Below are 25,320 nucleotides of genomic sequence, written 5' to 3'. Positions count from 1 at the left end.
ATGCCGGCATTCAGTCACGCGATTCGAACTACTGCAGATTTTCTTATCAGCAATGATTGGTTGGATTCGACGGCACGCGAATCTAACGTGTAGTGCCAGGTCTCTGCCCGCCAGAGCATTCGCACTTCTTTTCCCTTCCATCGACCGGTATTGCCGCATGCGCTATTTCCGTCTGCTGAAATCTTTCTTCGCCGTGGCGACGTTGTCGCTCGCCGCGGTTCACGCCTATGCCGACAAGCCGGCGGTAATTCGCATCGGCGTCGCGCAACAGGGTAATGGCGATCCACCTACGTTTGGTGGATCGCCCGCAGCCACCGTGCAATTGCAGCAGTCGCTCGAAAAAGAATTTGCCGCCGACGGCATCAAGGTCGAATGGCTGTTCTTCAAGGGAGCCGGCCCCGCCGTCAACGAAGCGATCGCCAACAACGCGCTCGACTTCGCCTATCAGGGCGATTTGCCCTCGGTACTCGGCCGCGCCAACGGTTTGAAGACGCGCCTGCTCCTCGCCTCGGGCGTCCGCGTCGGCATCAAGATCGCTGTGCCGACGGATTCGGACATTCGTTCGATCAAAGACCTCAAAGGCCGGCGCGTGTCGATCTTTCGCGGCACCAATCTGCAGCTCGTCGCGGACAATGCGCTCGCCGCCAATCAGCTCGATGAGCGCGATCTTCGCGTGATCAATCTCGATTCCGCGAGTTCGCTGGCGGCGCTGGCATCCAAGGGGATCGACGCGTCGGTCAACGATTACCACCTGTACAAGCTGCGCGATCAAGGCCTCGCGAAGATCGTCTACGAATCGCAGAACGATGGACCGCAATTCACGCGTCAGGCGCATCTGCTCGTGCTCGACGACTTCGATCGCGCGCATCCCGATGTCGTGCAACGGGTCGTCAACGTGCTCGTCAAAGGCGCGCAATGGTCGTCCGATGAAGCGAACCGCGATGCGCTCTTCAAGCTGTGGTCCAGGAGCGGCGTGCCGTATGCGTCATGGCAGGCGGAGTTCGCGAATCAAACACTCAAAGACCGCAACTCGCCGTTGATCGACCCGTTCATCGTCGCGCGCTACAAGGCCGTCGCGGCCGATGCGCTGAAACTCAAACTGATCCGTCAGCCCGTCGAAGTCGATAACTGGTTCGAGACCAAGTATCTCGACAACGCATTGCGCACGCAGAAACTCGACCATTACTGGACACGCTACGACGCCGCCGGCAAGCCGCTCGGCTAACACGGGAGCGATCACGATGAGCGAAACCGCACTTGATGCCGGCAACGAACGCTTCGGCCACGACGCAGCGGCGCGCGAGTTGCCCGCGGCGTCGCCACGTCGCAATGCGCGGCTGCGCGCGCTTGCCTGGCGCCTCGCGCCCTGGGTGTTGCCCGCCGTGCTGCTCGCCTTATGGGCGACGGGTTGCGAGCGCGGCTGGATCGCACCGCAGATCTTGCCGCCGCCCGAGCGCGTGTTCGACACCTTCGTCGAACTGGCGAGAAGCGGCGATCTCGCAAGCAATACGTTGATCAGTCTGCAACGTGTGCTGGTCGGCTTCGCTGCGGGCACGCTGCTCGGCTTCGCGCTCGGCGCGGCGCTCGGCCTGTCCCGCACTTTCGAAGCGTATGTGCTGCCGAGCTTCAATGCGCTCGTGCAGATTCCGGTGCTCGGCTGGCTGCCGTTTCTGCTGCTGCTCGTCGGCGTCGGCGAGCCGCTCAAATACATTCTGATCGCGCATGCCGCGCTCGTTCCGGTGACGTTGAGCACGCTGCAAGGGTTTCGCCAGACGCCCGCATCGCTCGATGAAGTCGCGCGTGTCTTTGCGTACAAACGCTGGCAACGGATCGTCTATCTGGTCGTGCCCGCCGCCGTGCCCACGCTCGCGACAGGCGTACGGCTCGCGTTCACCAAAGCCTGGCTCGCACTGGTGGTGGTCGAACTGGTCGCGTCTTCGGAAGGGCTCGGCTATCTGATCGTCTATGGCCGGCAACTGTTTCAGCTCGATCTGGTGATGGCGTCGGTGGTCGTAGTCGGCGCTATCGGTTACGCAATGAATCGTTCGCTCGGCGCACTCGAAGCGCGCTTGCGGCGCGGTCAACCGTCGGCGTTTCGCGAGTAATGACGAGTAGCGACGACCCATTGCCGGGCCGCATCGCGTCGCATCGCCCATGAGGTATTCACGATGAGTCTTGCTGTCTTTAAGCGGTCCACCGAAGCATCGAAGCAGTCGACGAAGACGTTGTCGTGCGACTGCGGCAATAACGTGCCCGCCGCCTTCGCACGCGCCGCGCGACCACGCAAGCCACTGATCGCACGCGTCGACTGGCGCGGCGCCGTCTTGCCGATTGCGGCCATTGCAATCTGGTGGGCGATCTCCGAAGCGCACGTCGTCAAGAGCGGCTTGCTCGTCAGCCCCGCGCAGGTGCTGGCCACCGCCTCGCAGCAAATCGTCAGCGGCGCGCTGTTCAAGGCGCTTTCCGCGTCGCTCGCGCGTGAAGCAAGCGGCTTCGTGATCGGCACGCTAGGCGGCCTGCTGCTCGGCAGCGCGCTCGGCTTCTCGCGGCTCGCCACGCGCATGATCGGCCCGAGCTTCGACACGTTCAAACAGATTTCGCTGTTCGCGTGGATTCCGTTGATTTCCGTGTGGTTCGGTCTCGGCGATGCAGCGAAGGTCGTGTTCCTCTCGCTCGCAGCGTTGCTGCCCGTCGCCGCGCATACGTGTGACGGCATTCATGCGGTGCCGCGCGCGTACATCGAAGTCGCGCGCGCTTTTCGCTATTCGCGCTGGCAACTGATCCGCGCAGTCATTCTGCCGGCCGCGCTGCCGTCGATTTTCACGGGCCTCTATCTCGCGCTGATCTATTCGTGGCTCGCGACGCTGGGCGCGGAATATCTGCTCGTGGCAGGCAGCGGAATCGGCAATACGCTGATCGACGGCAGCGAGCAGTTCCGCATGGATCTGGTGCTGTTCGGCGTGGTCGTGGTCGGCGTGACCGGCTGGGCGCTGAACGCATTGGCGCGCGCGGTCGAACGGGCGATGTTTGCGCGCCGTTCGGAGGCGGCCGCCCGATGAACACGCCACACATTGCATTGCACACCGAGGGCCGCACATGACGTCTTCCACGCTTTCCGACAGCATCGACATTCTCCACGTCAGCAAGCGCTATGCGCGGCAAGACGGTACGCCGCTCGCGGTGCTCGACGACATCAACCTGCGGGTACGCCCCGGCGAATTCGTCAGCGTGCTCGGATCGAGCGGTTGCGGTAAATCGACGTTGCTGCGGTTGATCGCGGGACTCGATACCGATTACAACGGCGAGATTGTCGTCGCCGGAGACAAGGTGCGCGACACGTCGCTCGAGCGCGGCATCGTGTTTCAGGATCATCGACTGTTTCCGTGGCTCACGGCGTCGCAAAACGTTCTGGCCGCGTTGCGCAATGCGCCGCTATCGGCGAAACAGAAGCGCGATGCGGTCGCGCAGCACATCGCGCTCGTCGGCCTGAACGGTTTCGAGCATGCGTATCCGCATCAGTTGTCGGGCGGCATGGCGCAGCGTGTGGCGATCGCGCGCGGCCTCGTGAACCGGCCACGCGTGCTTCTGCTCGACGAGCCGTTCAGTGCGCTCGACGCGCTCACGCGCGGCCGTTTGCAAGACGAGTTGCAACGCATCTGGGAACACGAACGCATCACGATGATTCTTGTCACGCACGACGTGGACGAAGCGCTTTATCTCGGCGATCGGGTCGTCACGATGGCGCCGCGGCCGGGCCGGATCAAACGGATCGTGGATGTCGCGCTGCCTCGTCCGCGCGACCGCAACGATCCCCGCTTCATTCGTTTGCGCGAGGAAGTGCTGGCCGATTTCGCCGGGCACGAGGACGATACGCCGCACGGCGGCACGCGCATTCCGATAGTCAATCCGCCGATCACCGAATGGCGGCTCGCGTGGTGACGCTCGCGGCATTCCCACACACCTGGATCATTTTCGGAGATCACGATGAGCGGTGAAAATCGCCACAAGCGGCAAATCAAACTGGGCGCGTTCCTGATGGAGACGGGCCACCATATCGCCGCATGGCGGCATCCGGATGCGCACGCGGGCGGCGGCCTCGACTTCGCACACTATGCGGAACTCGCACGGATCGCCGAGCGCGCAAAATTCGACGCGGTGTTTTTCGCCGACAGCGTGAGCGTGCGCGACACGAATCTGCCGTCGCTATCGCGCACCGCGCGCGCCGATCATTTCGAACCGTTGACGTTGCTCTCCGCGCTTTCGGTCGTGACGAAAAACATCGGCCTGATCGCCACGGTCTCCACCACGTTTAACGAGCCGTATAACGTCGCCCGAAAATTCGCGTCGCTCGATCATCTGAGCGGCGGGCGCTCGGGCTGGAACCTCGTCACATCGAGCACCGAATCGGAGGCGCTCAATTTCAGTTTCGAGCGCCATCCGGATCACGCCGTCCGCTATGAGCGCGCGCGCGAGTTCTACGACGTGGTGGCCGGCCTGTGGGATAGCTGGGAAGACGACGCGTTTGTCCGCGACAAGGAAAGCGGCGTCTATTTCGACCCCGACAAACTGCACGTGCTCGGTCACGCGGGCAAGCACTTCAAGGTGCGTGGACCGTTGAACGTCGCGCGTTCGCCGCAAGGATGGCCGGTCGTCGTGCAGGCCGGCGCATCGGAAGCCGGGCGCGAACTCGCCGCACAAACCGCCGAGGTGATCTTCGTCGCGCATCAGACGCTCGAGGAAGCGCAGTCGTTCTATCGCGACATCAAAGGCCGCCTCGCGAAGTATGGCCGCGCGCCGGATCATCTGAAGATCATGCCGGGCATTTTTCCGATCGTCGGCCGCACGCAGGAAGAGGCCGACGCGAAATTTGCCGCGCTGCAGGACCTGATTCATCCGACCGTCGGGCTATCGCTGTTGTCGAACATGTCGGGCGGCGTGGACCTGTCGCAGTATCCCGTCGACGGCCCCCTGCCCGAGCTGCCCGAAACGAACGGCGGCAAGAGCCGTCAACGACTGCTGTTCGATCTCGCGCGGCGCGAGAACCTGACGATCCGCGATCTCTATCTGCGCATTGCCGGCGCACGCGGACACCAGCAGGTGGTCGGCACGCCGCAAAGCATCGCGGATCAGTTGCAGCAATGGTTCGAGGAAGAAGGCGCCGACGGCTTCAACATCATGTCGCCGTGGTTGCCGGGCGGCCTGACGGAGTTCGCCGAACACGTCGTGCCCGAACTGCAACGGCGTGGACTTTTCCGCACCGAATACGAGGGGCGCACGCTGCGCGAGAACCTCGGACTGCCGCGGCCTGCAAACCGCTATACCAACCTCACAAAACAGGTGCCCGCGGTCGCGGGATATTGACGCAACCTGTTCTCTTTTCCAGGAGCCTCGCATGAGCGCAGCCGCATTGCAGGACACGCAGTCGATTCAGGTGAACCCGCTTTCCGCGCACATCGGCGCGGAAATTCATGGTGTCGATCTCACGCAAAAACTCGATGCGCGGCAAGTCGCGGAGATTCGTGCGGCGCTTCTTAAATGGCGCGTCGTGTTCTTTCGCGAGCAGTTTCTGACGCACGAGCAGCACATCGCTTTCTCCGCGCAGTTCGGCGAGCTGACGGTGGGGCATCCCGTGTTCGGCCACGTCGACGGTCATGCGGAAATCTACTCGATCTCGAAGTATCGCCAGGCAACGCGTTTCGAAGGGCAAACGCTGCTGCGTCCGTGGACTGGCTGGCACACCGACGTGACGGCCGCCGTCAATCCGCCTTGGGCGTCGATCCTGCGCGGCGTGACGATTCCGCCGTATGGCGGCGACACGCAATGGACCAATCTGGTCGCCGCCTATCAGAAGCTCTCCGCGCCGTTGCGCGCGTTCGTCGACGGTCTGCGCGGCCTTCACCGCTTTGCGCCGCCCGCCGGCGCAAGCGGAACGGAAGCATTCGTCAAAGCCGTCGAGCAACGCATTCTCGTGACCAAGCATCCGCTCGTGAGAGTGCATCCGGAAACCGGCGAGCGCGCGCTCTATGTGAGCCCGAGCTTCCTGAAGTCGATCGTCGGCGTGACGCCGCGCGAAAGCCAGGCGCTGCTCGAACTGCTCTGGGAACATGTGACGCGGCCGGAGTTCACCGTGCGTTTCAAATGGGAAGCAGGCAGCGTCGCCTTCTGGGACAACCGCGCGACGGCTCACCTCGCGCCCACCGATATTTTCGATCTCGAGTTCGACCGGCAGTTGTATCGCACGACGCTGGTCGGCGATGTGCCGGTCGGGCCGGACGGTACGCCTTCGGTGGCGATTGAAGGCTCGCCGGTGAGCGCCGCGGCCGCGGTCGCGTTGAACTGAGTGCGATGCCGAGCCGAGGCGACGCGAGGCAAGACGATGCGCTCAGAGGTCGCGCGTGCGCGGAATCACGACCGCCTGGCCATGCAGTTTGCCTTGCTCATCGAGAAGCTGCCACAGCGTGGCTTCCTCGATCATGAAGCGCCGGCCTGACTGTGTCACGCGCACGCCCTTGTAGCCCGCTTCATAACCGAGCCGCTCCACGCGTGCAAGGAACTGCTGCCGCTCCTCGCGATTCGGGGCTTCTGCCGAGAGCCGGGACGGCAGCCTGGTGATTTCGTCCCAGCTATATTCGAAGCGGCGCTGCGCCGCCTTGTTGCCATAGATAAAGACCGGATCGGGATCGGTGTTGTGCGCAAGCACGGCGAACGGCGCGTGCTCGTAAAGCCATTCGGCGGCGTCGGCGGCAGACATGGGCTGCGGCACCAGCGGGACGCCGAGCAAGCGGGTGTAACTATCGCTGAGAAGCTGGTAGAAAGCGGGATCGCGGTGGAGTGGGGTCATCCAGGGCATCGTTACGGAGATCGGGGTCTCTGGGCAATGAAAGGCGTCTACGATACAGCATGCCCGTCACGTCCGTCATGCCGGCGAGCGCCCCGCTCGGCAATTGAAACTCATCATCAAGCCCACACCATCAGTGCACGCATGCGGTGCGATTCCGGCATGCGCCGGTGCGCGCAATCACCGGAACGGGGCGCAAACGCACTGTGACATCGCCAGATACGGCGATTTCCGCGTGGCACGCTTCTCGCTCTAAAAGGAGCGCAAGGAGCCGGCGCCTCATCCGGTTCAACACAATCTGGAAATGGACGGCTAGGGTTCCGGCCTGCTTCACGCAGGCGCTGGTCCGAGAGCTGTCGACCTCAGGCGAGGTTACACGGCGGGACAAAAGCCCGGGAGAGAACGCGATGTTTTGCGCTGCTCCCTGCCGTCGCTAACCGTCCCTTCCGAGGTCAACCTCATGCGCAAGCTCGTACGCTTTCTCGGCATCGCCGCCGTCTCCCTCGCCGCTTTCGCTTCCACGTCCGCCTCCGCCGCGGGCCGCACCGACTTCAAGGTTTGCTGGACCATCTACGCCGGCTGGATGCCGTGGGGCCAGGCGAAGACTCAGGGCATCGTCTCCAAGTGGGCCAAGAAGTACGGCATCAATGTCGATGTCGTGCAACTGAACGACTACGTCGAATCCATCAACCAGTACACCGCCGGCAAGTTCGACGGCTGCGCGATGACCAACATGGATGCGCTGACCATTCCGGCCTCGGGCGGCGTGGACTCGACGGCGCTGATCGTCAGCGACTACTCGAACGGCAACGATGGCGTGCTCATCAAGGGCAAGGGCAAGCAGATCGCCGACCTGAAGGGCAAGCAGATCAACCTCGTGCAGTTCTCCGTCTCGCACTACCTGCTGGCACGTGCGCTCGAAAGCGCGCATATGAGCGAGCGCGACCTCAAGGTGGTGAACACGTCCGACGCCGACATCTCCGGCGCATTCGCAACGCCTGCCGTGCAGAACACGGTGACGTGGAACCCGATGCTCGCGGACCTGAAGGCGCAGCCGAACGTCACCGAAGTCTTCGACTCGAGCAAGATCCCCGGCGAAATCATGGACATGATGGTCGTCAACACGAAGACGCTGCACGACAACCCCGCACTCGGCAAAGCGCTGACAGGCGCATGGTTTGAAATGGTCGCGCTGATGCACGCGAACAACGCTGACAGCAGCGCCGCGCTCACCGCAATGGCCAAGGCTTCGGGCACCGACCTCGCGGGCTTCAAGGGTCAACTGTCCACCACCGCCCTCTTCTACACGCCGAAAGCCGCACTCGATTTCGTCACCAGCCCGGAGATGCCGAAGATCATGACGCGCGTCGCCAGATTTTCGTTCGATCATGGCCTGCTCGGCCAGGATGCGAAAAGCGCGGACGTGGTCGGCATGGCGTTCGACAAAGGCGTCGTGATCGGCAACAAGAGCAACGTGAAGCTGCGCTTCGATCCGACCTACGTCGAAATGGCCGCGGCCGGCAAGCTCTGAGCGAGACATTCACGCATTCGACAAGGCGGCCATTCATGCGACTCATCAATCGACATCCCAGCCGAAGCGGCGGCCTCATGCTGCTGGTGATGCCGTTCATCGTGCTGATTGCGGTGTATTTCACGGGGTCGTCGATGCGGCTTGCAGTCAATCCCGACGACAAGCTGCTGCCCGCCGCGACGCAGATGAGCGAAGCCATCAAGCAAGCCGCTTTCACCGAAGACAAACGCACGGGCGAATACCTGCTGTGGGCCGACACGGTTTCGAGCTTGCGGCGGCTCGGTATCGGCCTCCTGGTGAGTGCCGTGATTGCACTGGCAGCCGCCATCGCGACCGGCTCGTTTCCGCTCGTCAGCGCGACGTTTTCGCCGTTCATCACGGTCGTTTCGATGATCCCGCCGCTCGCCGTGCTGCCGATTCTGTTCATCGTGTTCGGGCTCGACGAGTTGTCGAAGGTGGTGCTGATCGTGGTCGGCATTACGCCGATGATCATTCGCGATCTGCATTCGCGCGCCCGCGAAATTCCGGCCGAATTGTGGGTCAAGGCGCAAACGCTCGGCGCCAATAGCTGGACGTTGATTCTGCGTCTCGTGCTGCCGCAGTTGCTGCCGCGTCTGCTGGTGGCGATCCGTCTGTCGCTCGGTGCGGCGTGGCTTTTTCTGATCGCGGCGGAAGCGATCGCGTCGACCGACGGCCTCGGCTACCGCATTTTCCTCGTGCGCCGCTACCTCGCGATGGACCTGATCCTGCCTTACGTCGCGTGGATCACGCTGCTCGCGTGGCTGATCGACGAGTGCCTGCGCCGCGTGACGCAGTGGTCGTTTCCCTGGTTCGGAGGCGCACGATGATCGAAGTCCGCAACGTGTGGAAGGAATACGGCGATCAGGTCGTGCTCGAACGATTGAACCTGCGTATCGAAGCGGGCGAGTTCTGTTCGCTGGTCGGCGCGTCGGGTTGCGGCAAGTCGACGTTCCTGCGGCTTCTGCTCGGCCAGGAGCGCGCGACGCGCGGCGACATTCTGCTCGACGGTCAACCGTTGCCCGCAGAGCCCGACGCGCATCGCGGCGTGGTGTTTCAGCGCTATTCGGTATTCGATCACCTCACGGTGCTTCGCAACGTGATGCTTGGGCTCGAGCTGCCGCGCGCGACATTCACCGGCCGGCTGTTCGGCGCGCAACGGCGTGCCGCGCGTGACGAGGCCGCGGCGATGCTCGACCGCGTCGGCCTCGGCGCGGCGTTGGACAAGTATCCGCAGCAACTGTCGGGCGGCATGCAGCAGCGCCTCGCGATCGCGCAGGCGCTGATGATGAAGCCGCGCGTGTTGCTGCTCGATGAACCGTTCGGCGCGCTCGATCCCGGCATCCGCAAGGACATGCATGACTTGCTGCTGAGCCTGTGGCGCGAATCGAAGCTCACCGTCTTCATGGTCACGCACGATCTGAAGGAAGGCTTCACGCTCGGCAGCCGCGTGCTGGTATTCGACAAGGTTCGCGTCGATCCGCAGGCGCCCGGTGCCTACGGCGCGCGCATCACCTACAACATTCCGCTCGACCACAGCCGCGATTCGGCCTCGTCCCTCCATATGGCTCAGGCCGTGGTGGAAGGTGCATCGCGTGTCGAAGCGGTCTCAGCCTGACAGGAATCTCAACACATGGATCTGCTACTCGAAGAAACCGTTCCCGGCGGCGGGCATGCATCGCTGATCGTCAAGCGCGGCCAGTCGTTGCGCGTGACCGACCTGCGCGGCGGCGCGAACGTCAGCGTGCTGCTGTTCAATGCAACGGAGAAAAGCGAACGGCTCAACCTGCCCGATACGCTGAAGTGCCAGCACACGGCGAAGCTCACGGCCGGCCATTGTCTGTACTCCGATATGGGCCGCGTGCTCGCCGCCATCGTGGCGGATACGTGCGGCTGGCATGACAGCATCGGCGGCGTATCGAATGCGGACGAAGTGCAGGAACGCTACGGTGTGGGCCGCTATCAGGAACGACGCAATGCGTTCTATCGAAACGGCGCCGACAACCTGCTCGTCGAAATGGGCAAGTGGGGACTCGGCATTCAGGACCTGCTGATGACGCTCAATCTGTTCAGCCGCGTCGACGTGACGGATGCGGGCGCGCTCGACTTCGTAGCGGGCAATTCGAAGGCCGGCGACTACGTCGATCTTTACGCGCCGATGAACACGCTCGTCGTGCTCACCGCGATCCAGCATCCGCTCGACCCGAATCCGGAATACGCACCGAAGCCGGTCAAGCTCGAGTTGAGCCGCGCCGAGCCGGGTGTTGCCGAAATCTGCCGAACCGCCTGCGAGGAAAACGTGCGCGGCTTCATTAATACGGATCGTTTCTTTCTTTGAGCGGAGCGCGACACCATGACAACGACGCTGACCGTCAGCGATAAACGCCCCGAACACGCGGTCTTTCGCGAGACACTCGCGGCCGGCGAGCCGTGGCTTCACGAACTCAAAGCCGGGCAGACGCTGCGCATTCTCGATCTGGAAGGCAATCAGGCCGTCGATACGCTGTTCTACAGCCTCGCCGATCCGCGCGAGCGCTTCGATCCGCAACGCACGCTGCGTCGGCAGAAAAGCCTTTATCTGACGACCGGCACCGTGCTGTATTCGAACCTCGGCAATCCGCTGCTGACGATCGTCGCCGATACGTGCGGCCGTCACGACACGCTCGGCGGAGCGTGCGCACAGGAAAGCAACACCGTGCGTTACGCGCTCGAAAAGCGCTACATGCATAGCTGCCGCGATAACTACCTGCGCGCGTGCGCGCACGACGGACGTTTATCGAAGCAGGACATCGGCGCGAACATCAACTTCTTCATGAACGTTCCGGTCACGTCCGAAGGCGGCCTCACATTCGAGGACGGCATTTCGGCGCCGGGCAAGTACGTCGAATTGCGCGCGGAAATGGACGTGATCGTGCTGATCTCCAACTGCCCGCAGTTGAACAATCCGTGCAACGCCTACAACCCGACTCCCGCGGAGCTGCTGATATGGAACTGACGCGTGTTCGCCACTGGCTTTACTACGTCATGCTGGTTCGCTCGGGACGATGCTGTCGCTGCACGCGCGAGCAACTGACTCAAGCGGATCGATAAAGCCTCTTTGAAGCCGGTCTCTGCCGCGGACGACCGCGGCATGCATTCCCACGTGGCGGGACGGCCCGCCCACGAATCAAGCTCCCTTCATGTTCGAGAAAATCCTGATCGCGAATCGCGGCGCGATTGCGTGCCGCATCCTTAGAACGCTGCGCGAACTTCAAGTAACGGGTGTCGCGGTTTATGCCGAAGCGGATCGCGCGAGCCGTCATGTGAGCGAGGCGCCTATTGCGCATGGTCTCGGCGACGGACCAGCAGCGGCGACCTACCTCGATGTGCAAAAGATTCTCGAGATCGCTCGCCGCGAGAACGTTCAGGCGATTCATCCGGGCTATGGTTTCCTGTCGGAGAACGCGAGCTTCGGCGAAGCGTGCGAAGCGGCAGGCATTGCGTTTATCGGACCGACGCCCGCGCAACTGCGGGCATTCGGCCTGAAGCACACGGCTCGCGCGATCGCGGCGGAACAAGGCGTGCCGATGCTCGAAGGCACGGGCCTGCTCGACGATCTTGCGGCGGCGCTCGATGCAGCGGCATCGATCGGCTATCCGGTGATGCTGAAAAGCACGGCGGGCGGCGGTGGTATCGGCATGCGGGTGTGCTGGAACGTCGACGAACTGACCGCGCATTTCGACGTGGTCAAACGGCTCGGCCAGAACAATTTCAGCGACGCCGGCGTGTTCCTCGAAAAGTATATCGAGCGGGCGCGGCATCTCGAAGTGCAGGTCTTCGGCGACGGGCACGGCGATGCGATTGCGCTCGGCGTGCGCGATTGCTCGGTGCAGCGGCGCAACCAGAAAGTACTCGAGGAAACGCCTGCCCCGTGTTTGCCGGACGGCATGCCGGCCGCATTGTGCGACGCTGCGGTGAAGCTCGCTAAAGCGGTGAGTTATCGCTCGGCCGGTACGGTCGAATTCGTCTACGACAGCGCCGCGCAGCGCTTCTACTTTCTCGAAGTGAACACGCGCCTGCAAGTCGAGCATGGCGTGACCGAACAGGTCTGGGGCGTCGATCTCGTACGCTGGATGATCGAACTCGCTGCGGGCACGCTCGCGCCGCTGCAAGAACTCGCAGCAGGACTGAAGCCGCAAGGACACGCTATTCAGGCGCGTCTTTATGCGGAGGACCCAGGCCGCGATTTCAAGCCGAGCCCCGGCTTATTGACCGACGTCGCGTTTCCAACCGCCGACGGTCGCGCGCTGCGCATCGATACATGGATCGAAGCGGGTTGCGAAGTACCACCCTACTTCGATCCGATGCTGGCGAAGGTGATCGCGTGGTCGCCGACGCGCGACGAGGCACGACGCGCGCTCGGTCAGGCATTGCAGAACACGCGCATCTACGGAGTAGAAACGAATCGCGACTATCTCCGGCAGATTCTCGACGATCAGCCGTTTGCGTCGGGCGAACCTTGGACGCGCTGCCTCGAAGGCCTTCACTATCGCGCGACCACCGTCGAAGTCGTGAGCGGCGGCACGCAGACGACCGTGCAGGATCATCCGGGACGTCTTGGCTATTGGGCAGTCGGCATTCCGCCTTCGGGTCCGATGGATGACCGCGCGCTGCGGCTCGGCAACCGGCTGCTCGGCAATGCGGCAGACGCAGCCGCGCTCGAAATCACCATGAGCGGACCGACGTTGCGCTTCAACACGGATGCCGTCGTGGCGGTGACGGGCGCGCATCTGTCCGTATCGCTCGACGACATCGAGCAGCCGTTGAACACGACGCTGTTTGTTCGCGCCGGTTCGACGCTCGCGCTCGGCACGATCCGCGGCGCCGGCGCACGCGCGTATCTGTGCGTGCGCGGCGGCTTCGATGTCGCGATGTATCTCGGCAGCCGCAGCACGTTCACGCTCGGCCAGTTCGGCGGACATGGCGGGCGAGCGTTGCGGGCGGGCGACGTGCTGCATCTTCACGCACTCTGCGACGACAGTGCGGGCGTTGCGCTTGCCAATGTTCCGAAGCTGGAAACCGTGCGGACGCTGCGCGTGATTTATGGTCCGCATGGCGCGCCGGAGTATTTCACGCCGCGTTATATGGAACGGTTCTTCGACACCGAATGGGAAATTCATTTCAATTCGAGCCGTACCGGCGTGCGTCTGATCGGACCGAAGCCCGAGTGGGCGCGCGAGGACGGCGGCGAGGCCGGGTTGCATCCGTCGAACATTCACGATAATCCGTATGCGGTGGGCGCCGTCGATTTCACCGGCGACATGCCCGTGATTCTCGGTCCCGATGGTCCGAGTCTTGGCGGCTTCGTTTGTCCGGTGACGATCATCGAGGCGGACTTGTGGCAAATCGGCCAGTTGAAAGCCGGTGACAAAGTGCGCTTCGCACCCGTTCGAATCGATGAAGCGCGCGAGGCGGCACAACAACGTCTGCGTGAATTGCAGACGCTCGAATTCGATGCGAAGCCGGTTGCTATCGCGAACGCAGCACCGCTCGTATCGCCGGTCGTTCTCGATACTGGCGCGGATCGCGAACGGCTTGTCGCGCGCGTGTCTGGCGACACGCATCTGCTGCTCGAAATCGGTCCCGCCGAACTCGACCTCGTATTGCGTTTTCGCGGTCACGCGTTGATGCAGTCACTCGAAGCGATGGCATTGCCCGGCGTGATCGATCTGACGCCCGGCATCCGCTCGCTGCAGATTCACTATCAACCTGAACGCTTGCCCTTGCCGCAGTTGCTCGCGATCGTCGAGCGTGCATGGCAGCATGTTCTGTTGCAGAAGGACTTGCGCGCGCCGTCACGCATCGTGCATCTTCCGCTGTCCTGGGACGATCCCGCATGCCGGCTCGCCATCGACAAATACATGACGACGGTGCGCAAGGACGCGCCCTGGTGTCCGAGCAATCTGGAGTTTATCCGCCGCATCAACGACCTCGATTCGATCGACGCCGTGAAGCAGATCGTCTTCGATGCGAGTTATCTTGTGATGGGGCTCGGCGATGTCTATCTCGGCGCGCCGGTCGCGACGCCGCTCGATCCGCGTCATCGGCTGGTGACGACCAAGTACAACCCGGCGCGCACGTGGACGGCCGAGAACTCGGTGGGCATCGGCGGCGCGTATCTCTGCGTGTATGGTATGGAAGGGCCTGGCGGCTATCAGTTCGTCGGCCGCACGTTGCAGATGTGGAATCGCTATCGCGACGTTGCCGATTTCGCGGGGCGCCCGTATCTGCTGCGCTTTTTCGATCAGATCCGTTTCTACGAAGTCACTGCCGACGAATTGCAGCGTATCCGCGCGGACTTTCCGCTGGGGCGTTATCCGCTGAAGATCGAAGAGACCGAACTGTCGCTGGCGGATTATCAAACGTTTCTCACGCGCGAATCGGCCGGCATCGAGCAATTCCGCGTGCGTCAGCAAGCGGCGTTTCAGGCCGAGCGCGAACGGTGGCGCGAAGCGGGATCGGCGGAGGAAAGTTTCGAGCCGCCTGTCGCTGACGATGCGGAACTCGCGCCGCTCAAAGACGGCGACATCGCCGTGGACAGCGAGATCGCGGGCAGCCTCTGGCAAGTGCGCGTGAATTCCGGCGATACGGTTGAGGCCGGCGACGTGCTGCTCGTCATCGAGTCGATGAAGATGGAGATCTCCGTGTGCGCGCCGTGCGCGGGGACTGTCGGCGAGATTTATGTGGCGCCCGGCTCCGCGGTGCGGGCGGGGCAACGCGTCGCGGTAATCGAACGCCTTTAAACCTTCCTGGAAAATTATCCATGTCTTCATTCGATTTGCGCCTCTCCACGCTGCGCGCCGCTTACCTTAACGGGACGATGACGCCGCGCAAGCTGATCGGCGAACTGCTGGAAAAAGCCGCTGCGCTGAATCCGGAGTTTCATCTGTTCATCCACCTTCTGAGCGAGGCGGAGATCGCGCCGTATCTGGAGTGGCTCGATACTCAGGATGTCGAGTCATTGCCGCTCTACGGCATTCCGTTCGCGATCAAGGACAACATCGATCTCGCCGGTATTCCGACTACCGCAGCGTGCCCTGCTTTCGCCTATACGCCCGCCGAGTCGGCCACGCTCGTCGCGCAGTTGATCGCGCTCGGCGCCGTGCCGCTCGGCAAGACCAATCTCGACCAGTTCGCTACCGGCCTGAACGGCACGCGTTCGCCGTACGGCAAGTGCCGCAACAGCGTGCATCCGGACTATCCGTCGGGTGGATCGAGCGCGGGCTCGTCGCTGGCCGTCGCGCTCGGTGTCGCGAGCTTCGCGCTCGGCACCGACACAGCCGGCTCCGGCCGCGTGCCGGCGGGCCTGAACAATCTCGTCGGGCTCAAGGCGACCAAGGGTCTGCTATCGACAGCCGGCGTCGTGCCGGCTTGCCGCACGCTCGATTGCGTGACCTACTTCACGGCGACCGCGCGCGAAGCCAGCGAACTGCTCGCGCTCACCGCGCACGCCGATCCTCGCGACGCATACAGCCGCAGAAATCCGCAATGGAACGACGCGCGCGCGTTCGGCAAACTGACTCGCTTCCGGTTCGGCGTGCCGTCGAAGCTCGAATTCGCGGGCTGCGCCGAAAGCCCGGCGCTGTTCGCGAAGGCCCGCGCGATGCTCGAAGCCGCGGGTGGCGAAGCCGTCGAAATCGACTTCGCGCCGTTCGTCGAAGCGGCGAATCTGCTTTATCAAGGGCCGTGGGTCGCGGAGCGCTACACCGTCGCGGGAGAGTTGATCGAGGCTAATGAAGACGCTGTGTTACCGGTGATTCGCGATGTGCTGGCGAAAGCGCCCGGTGCTACCGCGGTCGAGCTTTTTCGCGCGCAATATCGTCTGCAAGCGCTGAAGGTCACGTGCGACGCCGCGCTTGAATCCGTGGACTTCGTTCTCACGCCGACCTATCCGCGTCCGGTCACGTTAGCGGAACTGGAGCGCGACCCGATCGGACCCAACTCGCTGCTCGGCTACTACACGAACTTCATGAATCTGCTCGACTATGCAGCGGTGGCGACGCCGACCGCATTCATGAAAAATGGCTTGCCGTGGGGCGTGACCGTGTTCGGTCGCGCGTTCACGGATCAGTATCTGCTGAGCGTGGCGGACACGTTACAGCGAATGAGCGGAGTCGAATGCGTGGGAGGCAATGCGCCTGATGCGAGCAACGGGCGAGCAGCAGCCAACGACCGCATACGCGTCGCGGTATGCGGCGCTCACATGCAGGGCCTGCCGCTCAATCGCGATCTGCTTCGTCGTGGCGCGCGCCTGGTGGAAGCGACGCAAACCGCTCCGCACTACCGCTTATCCGCACTGGCCGCCACGCCGGACGGCACGAGGCGGCCCGGCATGTGGCGAGTGCCCGATGGAGGCGCCGCGATCGCCGTCGAAGTATGGGAGATGCCGAGCCTGGAACTGGGCTCGTTCATCGCAACCATCCCGTCTCCGCTTGGGCTCGGCAAAGTCGAACTCGCGGACGGCACGTGGGTCACGGGCTTTGTGTGCGAGCCGTATGGCGTGGAGTCCGGGGTCGACATCAGCGAGTTCGGCGGCTGGCGAGCATGGCTTGCCAGCGAGCGCAAATAATGCGCTTAAAGCACGCCCCGCGACGCCAGGTTGCGATACAGCGCGCGCACCCCGAAAGTCCACGGGGCGACCTCGGTACTCAGGCGCACGGTGTTGATTAGCGCACCGAGTTCCGGCGTCGAGATGGTCACCTTGTCGCCAAGGTGATGCGTGAAGCCGCCGCCCTTCGTGTCGCGGTCCTTGATAGGCGAAAACATCGTGCCGAGGAACAGCATGAAACCATCGGGATACTGGTGATGGCGTCCCCACGTCTGCGCGACGAGATCCTCGGGGTCGCGACTGATCTCGCTCATGTGGCTCACGCCCTCGAGGACAAAGCCATCGTCCGACCCTTCCACGCGCAGGGCAACGCTTGTCGCGCGGATCGAGTCGAGATGGAACGATTCGTCGAACAGACGCACGAAAGGACCGATCGAACAGGACGCGTTGTTGTCCTTGCATTTGCCCAGCAGCAGCGCCGAGCGGCCTTCAATGTCGCGCAGGTTGACGTCGTTCCCTAAAGTCGCGCCGACAATTTCTCCGCGGCTGTTGACCGCAAGAACGATCTCCGGCTCCGGGTTGTTCCAGTTCGACGCAGCCAGCAATCCGACGTCTGCACCGAAACCTACTGCGGACATCGGCTGCGATTTCGAAAATACTTCGGCATCCGGACCAATTCCGACTTCCATGTACTGCGACCATGCGCCGCGTCGTTCGAGTTCCGCCTTGAGCTTCATCGCTGCTTCCGAACCCGGCTTGATTTTCGACAAGTCGGTTCCGATAGTCGCGGCGATGGTTTGCCGCACTTCTTGCGCTTTGCTGGCGTCTCCGCCCGCCTGCTCTTCAATCACGCGCTCGATGAGGCTCACCGCGAACGTGACGCCGCATGCCTTGATCGCCTGCACGTCGTTGGGCGCAAGCAGCCGCGGTGCGTGTTCCTGCACAGCGCCCAGGTTCGCTTCCACCAGTGTCTGAACAGAGCCGAGCGCTTCACCCGCAACCGTCCGCGCAAACTGAACGACGTCTTCACGATCGAACAGATCGGCCGTGGTGGGCGCGCTCGCGGTTATATCCAGCACTTCGCCGTTGCGGACCACGACCACCGACGGCCCTTCATACGTCGCGGTTTTGCGCCAGACGCGGCCGACAAGCAGCGCCCGCTCGACATCGTGCGGCAGATAGTTGGTAGCGAATTGTGAAGTCATGGTAGCGATTGTCTCCGTGTATGTTGGCAGATCATGTCGGCGCAACGTATCGCCGATTGAAGTCAGTGCCGATAGTTTAGTGGGAATGCCGCGGGTTGCCGCGCTCCTCGATCACTTTCAGATAGAGCGTCGCGGGCTCGAGGCATCCGCCCGTGGACAACTGGCCGACGGTTTGCCGATATAGCTCTTGCCACGGGGTCTGTGCCGGCGGAATCGAGATGCTGACTGTCTCGCGGCGGCGTGCAAGCTCTTCGTCATCGACCAGCACGTTCACCGAACGCGCGTTCAGGTCGACACGCACGCGGTCGCCTGTTTGCAGCAGAGAGAGTCCGCCGCCCACGGCCGCCTCGGGCGACATGTTGAGGATCGAAGGGCTTGCCGAGGTTCCGCTTTGCCGGCCGTCGCCCATCGTCGGAAGAGACGTTATGCCCTGGCGCACGAGCGCGGCGGGAGGCGCCATGTTGACGACCTCGGCGCTGCCCGGATAACCCACGGTGCCCGCGCCGCGGATAACGAGAATGCAGTGCTGGTCGATCTCGAGCGACGGGTCGTTGATGCGCGCATGGTAATCCTCGGGTCCCTCGAACACGATTGCCCTTGCTTCGAAGGTGTTTTCCGCACCGGGCTCGCTCAGATAGGTATTGCGGAAAGCATCGCCGACGACCGACATCTTCATGATCGCGCTGTCGAAGAAGTTGCCCGACAGCACGATAAAACCAGCGCCATGCTTGAGCGGCTCGTCCGTGCTCTTGATGACCTCACGGTCCGGTTCGGCTGCACGATCGGCGACAGCACCAACGAACTCGCCCGACACGGTCAAGCACTCACGATGCACGAGGCCAGCGCGGTCCAACTCGCGAAGCACTGCCGGAACGCCGCCCGCGCGATGGAAGCTCTCGCCGAGATACTCGCCGGCGGGCATGCAATTGACGATAAGCGGCACGTTTTCGCCGACGCGCTGCCAGTCGTCCAGACTCAGTTCGATACCCATATGACGGGCAATCGCGATCAGGTGCGGCGGACAATTACTCGACGCGCCCAGCGCCGACGCCACGACAATCGCGTTCTCGAATGCGGCCTTCGTCATGATCTTCGACGGCCGTACGTCGTCCCGCACGAGGTCGACGATACGCTTGCCGGTCGCATACGCCATCTGCCCTCGCTCCCTGTACGCTGCCGGGATGCTCGCGCAGCCAGGCAGCGACATGCCGAGCGCCTCGGCGAGACTGTTCATCGACAACGCCGTGCCCATCGTATTGCAATGACCAATGGACGGCGACGAGGCGGTGGTCAGTTCCATGAAGCCTTCGTAGTCGATCTCGCCCGCCGCGAGCAGATTGCGCGCGTGCCAGATGACCGTTCCCGACCCTACCCGTTTGCCGTGATGCCAGCCGTCGAGCATCGGGCCGCCCGACAACACGATGGCCGGCATATCGACCGTTGCGGCCGCCATCAGGCAAGCCGGCGTGGTCTTGTCGCAGCCCGTCGTCAGCACGACGCCATCCAGCGGGAAGCCGTGCAGGATTTCCACCAGACCCAGATACGCGAGATTGCGGTCGAGCGCCGCCGTGGGACGGCGGCTCTGTTCCGCGAGCGGGTGAACCGGAAACTCCATCGGAATGCCGCCGGCATCCCGAATGCCCGCCTTCGTGCGCGCCGCGAGTTCGATGTGGTGACGGTTGCAGGGCGCGAGATCACTGCCTGTCTGCGCAATACCGATGATCGGCCGGCCCGACTGCAACTCCTCGCGCGTGAGGCCATAGTTCATGAAGCGCTCAACGTAAAGCGCGGTCATGTCCGCATTGGCGGGGTCGTCGAACCATTCCTGGCTGCGCAACCGCCTTGAATTGAGTTGAGTCATCGCTTGTACTCCTCGTTCGATGTCTTGACGATATGGTAGCCACTATCGCCGTGATTGCCGCTTGCCTCTGGCTTCGTCGCGATATTTTTCGCAGGCGTTGTTATCGGTAACATTTTTGGATGTTATCACGCTGCGCGGGCATCGTGCAGCAGAAAAGGCTACGCGCTTTCGCGTGCAATGACGGTGTAATCGATGGTTAATTTGCGGCGCTGCGGCACCGCTTGTGCGGTGACCGAACCGAGCGACGACAGCAGTAGCTTGCCGGTGCGTGAGCCGATGCCATAGGCGTCGACGGAGACCGTGGTAATGGTCGGATGACAGCAGACGGCAACTTCGAAATTGCCGAAGCCCGCCACTGCAATGTCCGTGGGAACGCTGAGCCCGCGGCGGTGGCATTGCATGATCGCGCCGAACGCCGACATGTCGCTCACGCACATGACGGCGTCGGTGTCGGGCCACTGTTCGAGAAGCGCGTCGAGCGCCGGAGCGCCGTGGCTCATCGTAATAGGCGATTCGCCGAAGCGGATCACGCGAGGCTCGCCGAGACCTTGCGCTTTCATCTCCTGCTGATAGCCCTTCAGGCGCTCGAGACCGCGTCGATCGAGGTCGCTGGCGCCGGCCAAAAAACCTATCTTCCGGTAACCACGCTCCTTCAGATATCGGACCATCTCGCGCGCTGCGCGGGCGTTCGAAAAGCCCACTGCCATATCGATCGGATTGGCCGGCAAGTCCCACATTTCGACGACGGGTATGCGCGAGCGCTCGAGCAGTTGCCGTGTGCCTTCAGTGTGCTGCGAACCCGTCAGCGCGATACAGCGAGGCTGGTATCGGAGCATCGAGCGAACCAGCCGCTCTTCGCGAACGAGGTCGTAGTCGGTGTCGCCTATCAGGAGTTGCAAGCCGTGTGGTTCGAGTGTGGCCGATAGTCCGCGCACGGTATCCGAGAAGTTGGAACTCGCCAGAGACGGCACCAGTACCGCGACAAACTCCGACCTGCCGGACGACAGCGCGCCTGCCGCGGCGTCGGCCACGTAGCCGAGTTTGTCGATTGCCTGCTGCACGCGCTCGCGGGTTGCCGGCGCGACGCTGTGCCCGGCGAGTACGCGCGACACCGTCATCTTCGAAACGCCCGCGATGCGCGCAACGTCGGACATGCGAGGCGGACTCGCTTGCGGGTCGCTGACGACACGGTCGTTGATGCGGGTAGTGCCCATCGGTCTCGGGGTTGGGTTGCCTGAATGTTGTTCGAATGTTGCCTGAATGCGCGAGTCGGCGGAATACGGCAGCACCGGCTGGCAGCGACTGAGCATGATACGACACTCGGTACGGGGCGCCTAAGTAGATTCCCCTGGCTTGCCGTTTTGGGCCGCATCGTGCTACCTTCGTTACCGATAACATTTTCGCCGCCGGCAACGTTTCGCCCCGATATGTTATCGGTAACATAAATAGCAGCGCACGGCGAGCATGTATGAGCGGCACGACGTATCGGTGCATGACAACGAGATGCTGAAAGCGGTCTCCGCTTTAACGGGACCGTTCGAGACACACCAAAAAGGAGACAGTCCCATGCCAACCCTCACTCAGGCGGCAGCCGCGCCGGCGGTAGCCAACGAGGTCGAAGAACAGTTGTATCGCAAGGTCTTGAAGCGCATCCTGCCGTTGCTGCTTCTATGCTATGTCGTCGCGTATCTGGACCGTGTCAATGTCGGATTCGCGAAGCTGCAGATGCTCGACTCGCTCGGCTTCAGCGACGGCGTCTATGCCGTGGGCGCCAGCATTTTCTTCTGGGGCTATTTCTTCTTTGAAATGCCCAGCAATCTTCTTCTGCATCGCTACGGCGCGCGTTTCTGGATTGCACGGATCATGGTGACATGGGGCATCGTCTCCTCGTCACTCGCCTTCATCTCCCCGCTTTCGCACTTCTTTCATGTCGAGACTTCGACGATGTTTTACACGCTCCGGTTTCTGCTCGGAGTATGCGAGGCCGGGTTCTTTCCCGGCATCATCCTGTATATGAATTACTGGTTTCCGGCCAGGCGCCAAAGCGTGGCGATGTCTGGGTTCCTGATTGCCATTCCGGTCAGCCTGACGCTCGGCGGCATCGTCTCCGGCTGGTTGATGGAAAACACGCACGGTCTGCTCGGCATGGGAGGCTGGCAATGGATGCTTCTGCTCGAAGGCATTCCTTCTATTCTCGTCGCGTTCGTCGTGCTTTTCCGTATGGGCGACGGATTTCAATCGGCGACCTGGCTGACACAGTCCGAGAAGGGTTTGCTTCAAAGAAATCTCGAACAGGAAAGTGCTAAAAAGACCCACAGCGTTGGCGCTGCGCTGAGAAGCCCGCGCGTCTGGTTGCTGACGTTCATTCTTCTCACGTTCAATACCGGCTTTTACGGGTTGGCCTTCTGGCTGCCTTCTATCATCAAGGCTTCCGGTGTAAAGAGTACTTTGAACATTGGCCTGCTGACCGCCATTCCCTACCTTAGCGCCGTCGTGGCAATGCTTTGGAATGCATCGCACTCGCGCAAGACCGGGGAGCGCAGATTGCATGCGGCTATTCCTGCGTTCATCGGTGGCGTCGGCCTGATTTTGAGTGCGCTGTTCGCGAACAATGTTCCGGTGTCGATTGTGTTTCTGACGATTTCGACCTGCGCGATTCTCGGCCTGATGCCGATTTACTGGACCTTCCCAGGACAGATTCTTTCGGGCACCGCTGCCGCTGCGGGCATTGCACTCATCAATTCGGTCGGCAACCTGTCCGGATTCACGGGCTCGATGATTACGAGCATCGCTAAAGACCTGACCGGCAATATCAACAATGGTACGTACGCGCTTGGCGCATGCCTGCTTGTCAGTTGCGTGCTTATTTTGTCGATTCCGAAGAGCATGCTGAACAAGGACCCGGTTCAAGACGCATGAGCGAATCGTCGCTGGCGCGATCGGGAGTCACACCTCGGTCACGCCGGCGTCAGACGGGAGTGAAGACGATCGCGCCATCGTTCTCGACTTGCGTGAAGGTGCGCAGGAATCGATAAGGTTGCCCGCCAATCAGCAGGTCGTTCCGGCCAGACTGCGTCGCTTCCAGTATCGAGCTCACCGCGGCGTTGCTGATCGAGCCGGAACGGGTCCATTCGTCGGCGGGCGCGCTCGCGTCGCCGATGTATAAGGCGCTCGAGTCGGAGCCCCGTCGCACGACGATGAAGCTGACGCCTTTGCTCAGCGCGAGTTCGAGGTATTCGCCAAGCGCCGCGAGCGCCTCAGGGCTAGATGATGGGGTCTCCGACTGATACGTGGTCATAATGCCGCCCGAGGTAGTTCGACTCAATGTCCCATGCTACCAGCAGCAGCGCGACAGATGGAATCAGCCGCTTGCGAACCGCGTCGGGCGCGAGAGGATCACACTTGATTTGATGCTATCTCGACGGGCGTCCGGCGCGTCCTTTGAGTGATTTTGCCGCAGCACGCGCGTGTCGCTCGACGTCCACGTCCCACGGCGCCGGCGACGGAAAAACTTCTTGCAAGAAAGCGATAAACGCTTTCACCGCGGGATTGCTCCGGCGACTCTCGGGCCATATCGCGTGAAGCTGAAACCGGTCGTAAGCGTACTCGAACAGCACGGGAACGAGTTCGCCACGTTTGACGTACGGGGCCGCGATATAGGTGGCCGAAATGCCGATGCCGGCACCGGCTGCGAGCGCCGTGGCGATGGCATCGCTCAAGTCCATCGTCAGCCCTGACGGCGGCGACAACTCCAATAGCTTGTCTCCCATCCAGAACGGCCAGACGGCTGGCTGCCCCGTCGATTGATAGCGGAAGTTCACGCAATCGTGGCTCTGCAGGTCGCTCGGGTGCCGGGGCGTGCCGCGCGCCTTCAAATAATCCGGCGACGCAAACGCGCATATCCGATGCGGAGCGAGCCGGCGTGCAATCAGTCTCGTGTCGCCCGGATCGCCGACGCGAACCGCAACATCGATCCCCTCCTCGATCAGATCGACAATCCGGTCGCTCAGTCGAACGTCGACGTTCACCTTCGGAAAGCGCTTGCGAAATTGCGGCAACGCGGCAGCAAGAATGTGCACGCCAACGGGAAGCGAGGTGGCCACCTTTAGCGTGCCGGCCGGCTCGGCGCGAGCCGCGGCCACAGCCTGCTCGATGTCTTCCGCTTCGCGCAGCAGGCGTTGCGTCCTTTCGAGCAGATCGCGGCCTTCAGGCGTCAGCGTCAGCGAGCGCGTTGTGCGGCTGAACAGCTTGAGCCCGAAGTGCTGCTCGAGGCGTTGCACGCTTTTGCTGATCGCGGACGGCGAAACCGCGAGCAAACGTGCGGCAGCCGTATAGCTGCCGAGCGACGCGGCACGCGCGAACGCCATGAGCCCGGTGAGTCGTTCGATTTGTTCCATGGTGGCACTATTAAAGCGATGTCTGGCCCAATTATCAAGCTGCACGTCGTCAATTAATCTTCTTTCCAACGACGCCAACGGGCGTTCATCCCTGGAGAAGAAAATGACTAACGCAGTGCAGGCAGGCAACGCGGCGCAACTCGCGGACAAGACCGTTCTGGTTTTCGGCGGCACTTCGGGTATCGGGCTCGAGGCCGCGATTCAGGCCAGGCAGGCAGGCGCGCAGGTCATCGTTGTGGGCCGCAACGCGGTTGCCGCTGAACAGGCGGCGAAAGACCACGGTTTCGCGGGATGGCGCGCTGCAGATGTCACCGACGCCGATTCGCTCCAACGCGCCGTGAAGGACATACCTCGCGTCGACCATCTGGTGCTGCTGGCCGGCACATTCGTCGCGGGCAAGGTGCGCGACGCCGAGGTGGCCTATCTGCGTCAGGCGTTCGAGGAGCGTATCTGGGCCGCGGTCCATGTGATCCGCGCATTGGGCGATCGTCTGAGCAAGAACGGCTCGATCACGCTGATCTCCGGCAGCCTCGCGGATCGTCCGAACGCTTATGGGACTGCGGTACTCGGCGCGGCGTCGGCGGCAATGGAGGCGTTCGCTCGCGGTCTTGCCCTCGAGTTGGCGCCGGTTCGCGTCAATGCGCTGTCACCGGGACCGATCGACACACCCATCTTTCACAAGGCGCTGGGCGAGGCCCGCGACGGCTTTGTGGAAGGACTCAAGCAGACTCTGCCGCTGCACCGCTTGGGCACTGCCGCCGAGGCGGGTGCGGGCGTCGTGTTCCTGATGACCAATGGCTTCATGAACGGCGTCACGCTGAATCTGGATGGCGGCGCCCGACTGGTTTGAATCAAGAAAGCCTGCGGAGCGGTGGCTCGCGCG

21 protein-coding genes and 1 riboswitch are annotated in these 25,320 nt (G+C 62.6%); of the genes, 15 read left to right on the top strand and 6 right to left on the bottom strand.

The features are described 5' to 3' along the window. Window positions 1–157 precede the first annotated feature (157 nt). From P0D87_RS13685 to P0D87_RS13660, 6 genes are all read left to right on the top strand, one after another. A complete protein-coding gene (locus tag P0D87_RS13685) occupies window positions 158–1,225 on the top strand; it encodes an ABC transporter substrate-binding protein (protein WP_053860559.1) in 1,068 nt (355 codons plus the stop codon). 16 nt (window positions 1,226–1,241) lie between these two features. Further along, a complete protein-coding gene (locus tag P0D87_RS13680) occupies window positions 1,242–2,105 on the top strand; it encodes an ABC transporter permease (protein ID WP_053860558.1) in 864 nt (287 codons plus the stop codon). A gap of 63 nt (window positions 2,106–2,168) precedes the next feature. Beyond that, window positions 2,169–3,059 (top strand): ABC transporter permease, encoded by an 891-nt coding sequence (locus P0D87_RS13675; RefSeq protein ID WP_082367219.1) that lies wholly within the window; start codon window positions 2,169–2,171, stop codon window positions 3,057–3,059. A 37-nt stretch (window positions 3,060–3,096) separates the two neighbouring features. Then, window positions 3,097–3,939, top strand: coding sequence for an ABC transporter ATP-binding protein (locus P0D87_RS13670; protein ID WP_408636850.1), 843 nt, complete (start codon window positions 3,097–3,099; stop codon window positions 3,937–3,939). Window positions 3,940–3,984: 45 nt separating this feature from the next. Further along, window positions 3,985–5,361, top strand: coding sequence for an LLM class flavin-dependent oxidoreductase (locus P0D87_RS13665; RefSeq protein WP_053860556.1), 1,377 nt, complete (start codon window positions 3,985–3,987; stop codon window positions 5,359–5,361). Window positions 5,362–5,392: 31 nt separating this feature from the next. Then, the gene (locus P0D87_RS13660; protein WP_053860555.1) at window positions 5,393–6,340 is read left to right on the top strand and encodes a TauD/TfdA dioxygenase family protein; all 948 of its coding nucleotides are present in this window, start codon (window positions 5,393–5,395) and stop codon (window positions 6,338–6,340) included. 42 nt (window positions 6,341–6,382) lie between these two features. Here the strand turns inward: P0D87_RS13660 and P0D87_RS13655 are convergent, their stop codons facing one another. Beyond that, window positions 6,383–6,841, bottom strand: a complete 459-nt coding sequence (locus P0D87_RS13655; RefSeq protein ID WP_044021358.1) for an MEKHLA domain-containing protein — start codon at window positions 6,839–6,841, stop codon at window positions 6,383–6,385. A 298-nt stretch (window positions 6,842–7,139) separates the two neighbouring features. Further along, window positions 7,140–7,239: riboswitch (guanidine-I (ykkC/yxkD leader) on the top strand. A gap of 59 nt (window positions 7,240–7,298) precedes the next feature. Between P0D87_RS13655 and P0D87_RS13650 the strand changes: the two genes are divergently transcribed. The 7 genes from P0D87_RS13650 (at window position 7,299) to atzF (ending at window position 16,995) form a co-directional block, all read left to right on the top strand. Then, a complete protein-coding gene (locus P0D87_RS13650) occupies window positions 7,299–8,369 on the top strand; it encodes a putative urea ABC transporter substrate-binding protein (protein WP_006050349.1) in 1,071 nt (356 codons plus the stop codon). A gap of 35 nt (window positions 8,370–8,404) precedes the next feature. Beyond that, window positions 8,405–9,217, top strand: coding sequence for an ABC transporter permease (locus P0D87_RS13645; protein WP_006050350.1), 813 nt, complete (start codon window positions 8,405–8,407; stop codon window positions 9,215–9,217). Next, window positions 9,214–10,005 (top strand): ABC transporter ATP-binding protein, encoded by a 792-nt coding sequence (locus tag P0D87_RS13640; protein ID WP_006050351.1) that lies wholly within the window; start codon window positions 9,214–9,216, stop codon window positions 10,003–10,005. Before P0D87_RS13645 ends, P0D87_RS13640 begins: the two co-directional genes overlap by 4 nt. Window positions 10,006–10,020: 15 nt before the next feature. Next, a complete protein-coding gene (locus tag P0D87_RS13635) occupies window positions 10,021–10,725 on the top strand; it encodes an urea amidolyase associated protein UAAP1 (protein ID WP_006050352.1) in 705 nt (234 codons plus the stop codon). Window positions 10,726–10,740: 15 nt separating this feature from the next. Continuing rightward, the gene (locus P0D87_RS13630; RefSeq protein ID WP_006050353.1) at window positions 10,741–11,382 is read left to right on the top strand and encodes an urea amidolyase associated protein UAAP2; all 642 of its coding nucleotides are present in this window, start codon (window positions 10,741–10,743) and stop codon (window positions 11,380–11,382) included. Between the two features lie 184 nt (window positions 11,383–11,566). Beyond that, window positions 11,567–15,169, top strand: a complete 3,603-nt coding sequence (gene uca, locus P0D87_RS13625; RefSeq protein WP_053860554.1) for an urea carboxylase — start codon at window positions 11,567–11,569, stop codon at window positions 15,167–15,169. A gap of 20 nt (window positions 15,170–15,189) precedes the next feature. Further along, window positions 15,190–16,995 carry an allophanate hydrolase gene (atzF, locus tag P0D87_RS13620; RefSeq protein WP_171800544.1) on the top strand — a complete coding sequence of 602 codons (1,806 nt, stop codon included), beginning with the start codon at window positions 15,190–15,192 and terminating at the stop codon, window positions 16,993–16,995. 5 nt (window positions 16,996–17,000) lie between these two features. On the opposite strand, the gene P0D87_RS13615 is transcribed toward atzF, so the two are convergent. The 3 genes from P0D87_RS13615 to P0D87_RS13605 all read right to left on the bottom strand — a co-directional run bounded on the left by P0D87_RS13615 (window position 17,001) and on the right by P0D87_RS13605 (window position 21,254). After that, complete coding sequence (locus P0D87_RS13615) at window positions 17,001–18,179, bottom strand: fumarylacetoacetate hydrolase family protein (protein WP_053860552.1); 1,179 nt, start codon at window positions 18,177–18,179, stop codon at window positions 17,001–17,003. A gap of 76 nt (window positions 18,180–18,255) precedes the next feature. Further along, window positions 18,256–20,040, bottom strand: a complete 1,785-nt coding sequence (locus P0D87_RS13610) for an IlvD/Edd family dehydratase (protein ID WP_053860551.1) — start codon at window positions 20,038–20,040, stop codon at window positions 18,256–18,258. Between the two features lie 158 nt (window positions 20,041–20,198). Beyond that, window positions 20,199–21,254: a LacI family DNA-binding transcriptional regulator gene (locus P0D87_RS13605; protein ID WP_171800545.1), complete on the bottom strand. Its 1,056-nt coding sequence runs from the start codon at window positions 21,252–21,254 to the stop codon at window positions 20,199–20,201. Window positions 21,255–21,606: 352 nt separating this feature from the next. Here P0D87_RS13605 and P0D87_RS13600 point away from each other — a divergent pair, with 352 nt between their 5' ends. Further along, window positions 21,607–22,959: an MFS transporter gene (locus P0D87_RS13600; RefSeq protein ID WP_053860550.1), complete on the top strand. Its 1,353-nt coding sequence runs from the start codon at window positions 21,607–21,609 to the stop codon at window positions 22,957–22,959. Between the two features lie 49 nt (window positions 22,960–23,008). Here the strand turns inward: P0D87_RS13600 and P0D87_RS13595 are convergent, their stop codons facing one another. Then, complete coding sequence (locus P0D87_RS13595) at window positions 23,009–23,365, bottom strand: hypothetical protein (protein WP_307259111.1); 357 nt, start codon at window positions 23,363–23,365, stop codon at window positions 23,009–23,011. An 88-nt stretch (window positions 23,366–23,453) separates the two neighbouring features. Further along, a complete protein-coding gene (locus P0D87_RS13590; protein WP_053860549.1) occupies window positions 23,454–24,437 on the bottom strand; it encodes a LysR family transcriptional regulator in 984 nt (327 codons plus the stop codon). 103 nt (window positions 24,438–24,540) lie between these two features. On the opposite strand from P0D87_RS13590, the gene P0D87_RS13585 reads away from it, so the two are divergent. Next, window positions 24,541–25,287: an SDR family oxidoreductase gene (locus P0D87_RS13585; protein ID WP_053860548.1), complete on the top strand. Its 747-nt coding sequence runs from the start codon at window positions 24,541–24,543 to the stop codon at window positions 25,285–25,287. Window positions 25,288–25,320 lie beyond the last annotated feature (33 nt).

The organism is Paraburkholderia sp. RL17-368-BIF-A, assembly GCF_046054045.1.
GTDB classification, from domain to species: Bacteria; Pseudomonadota; Gammaproteobacteria; order Burkholderiales; family Burkholderiaceae; genus Paraburkholderia; species Paraburkholderia graminis.
Note: the sequence above shows the minus strand (reverse complement) of the source record. Positions and strands in the feature narration are given on the sequence as shown.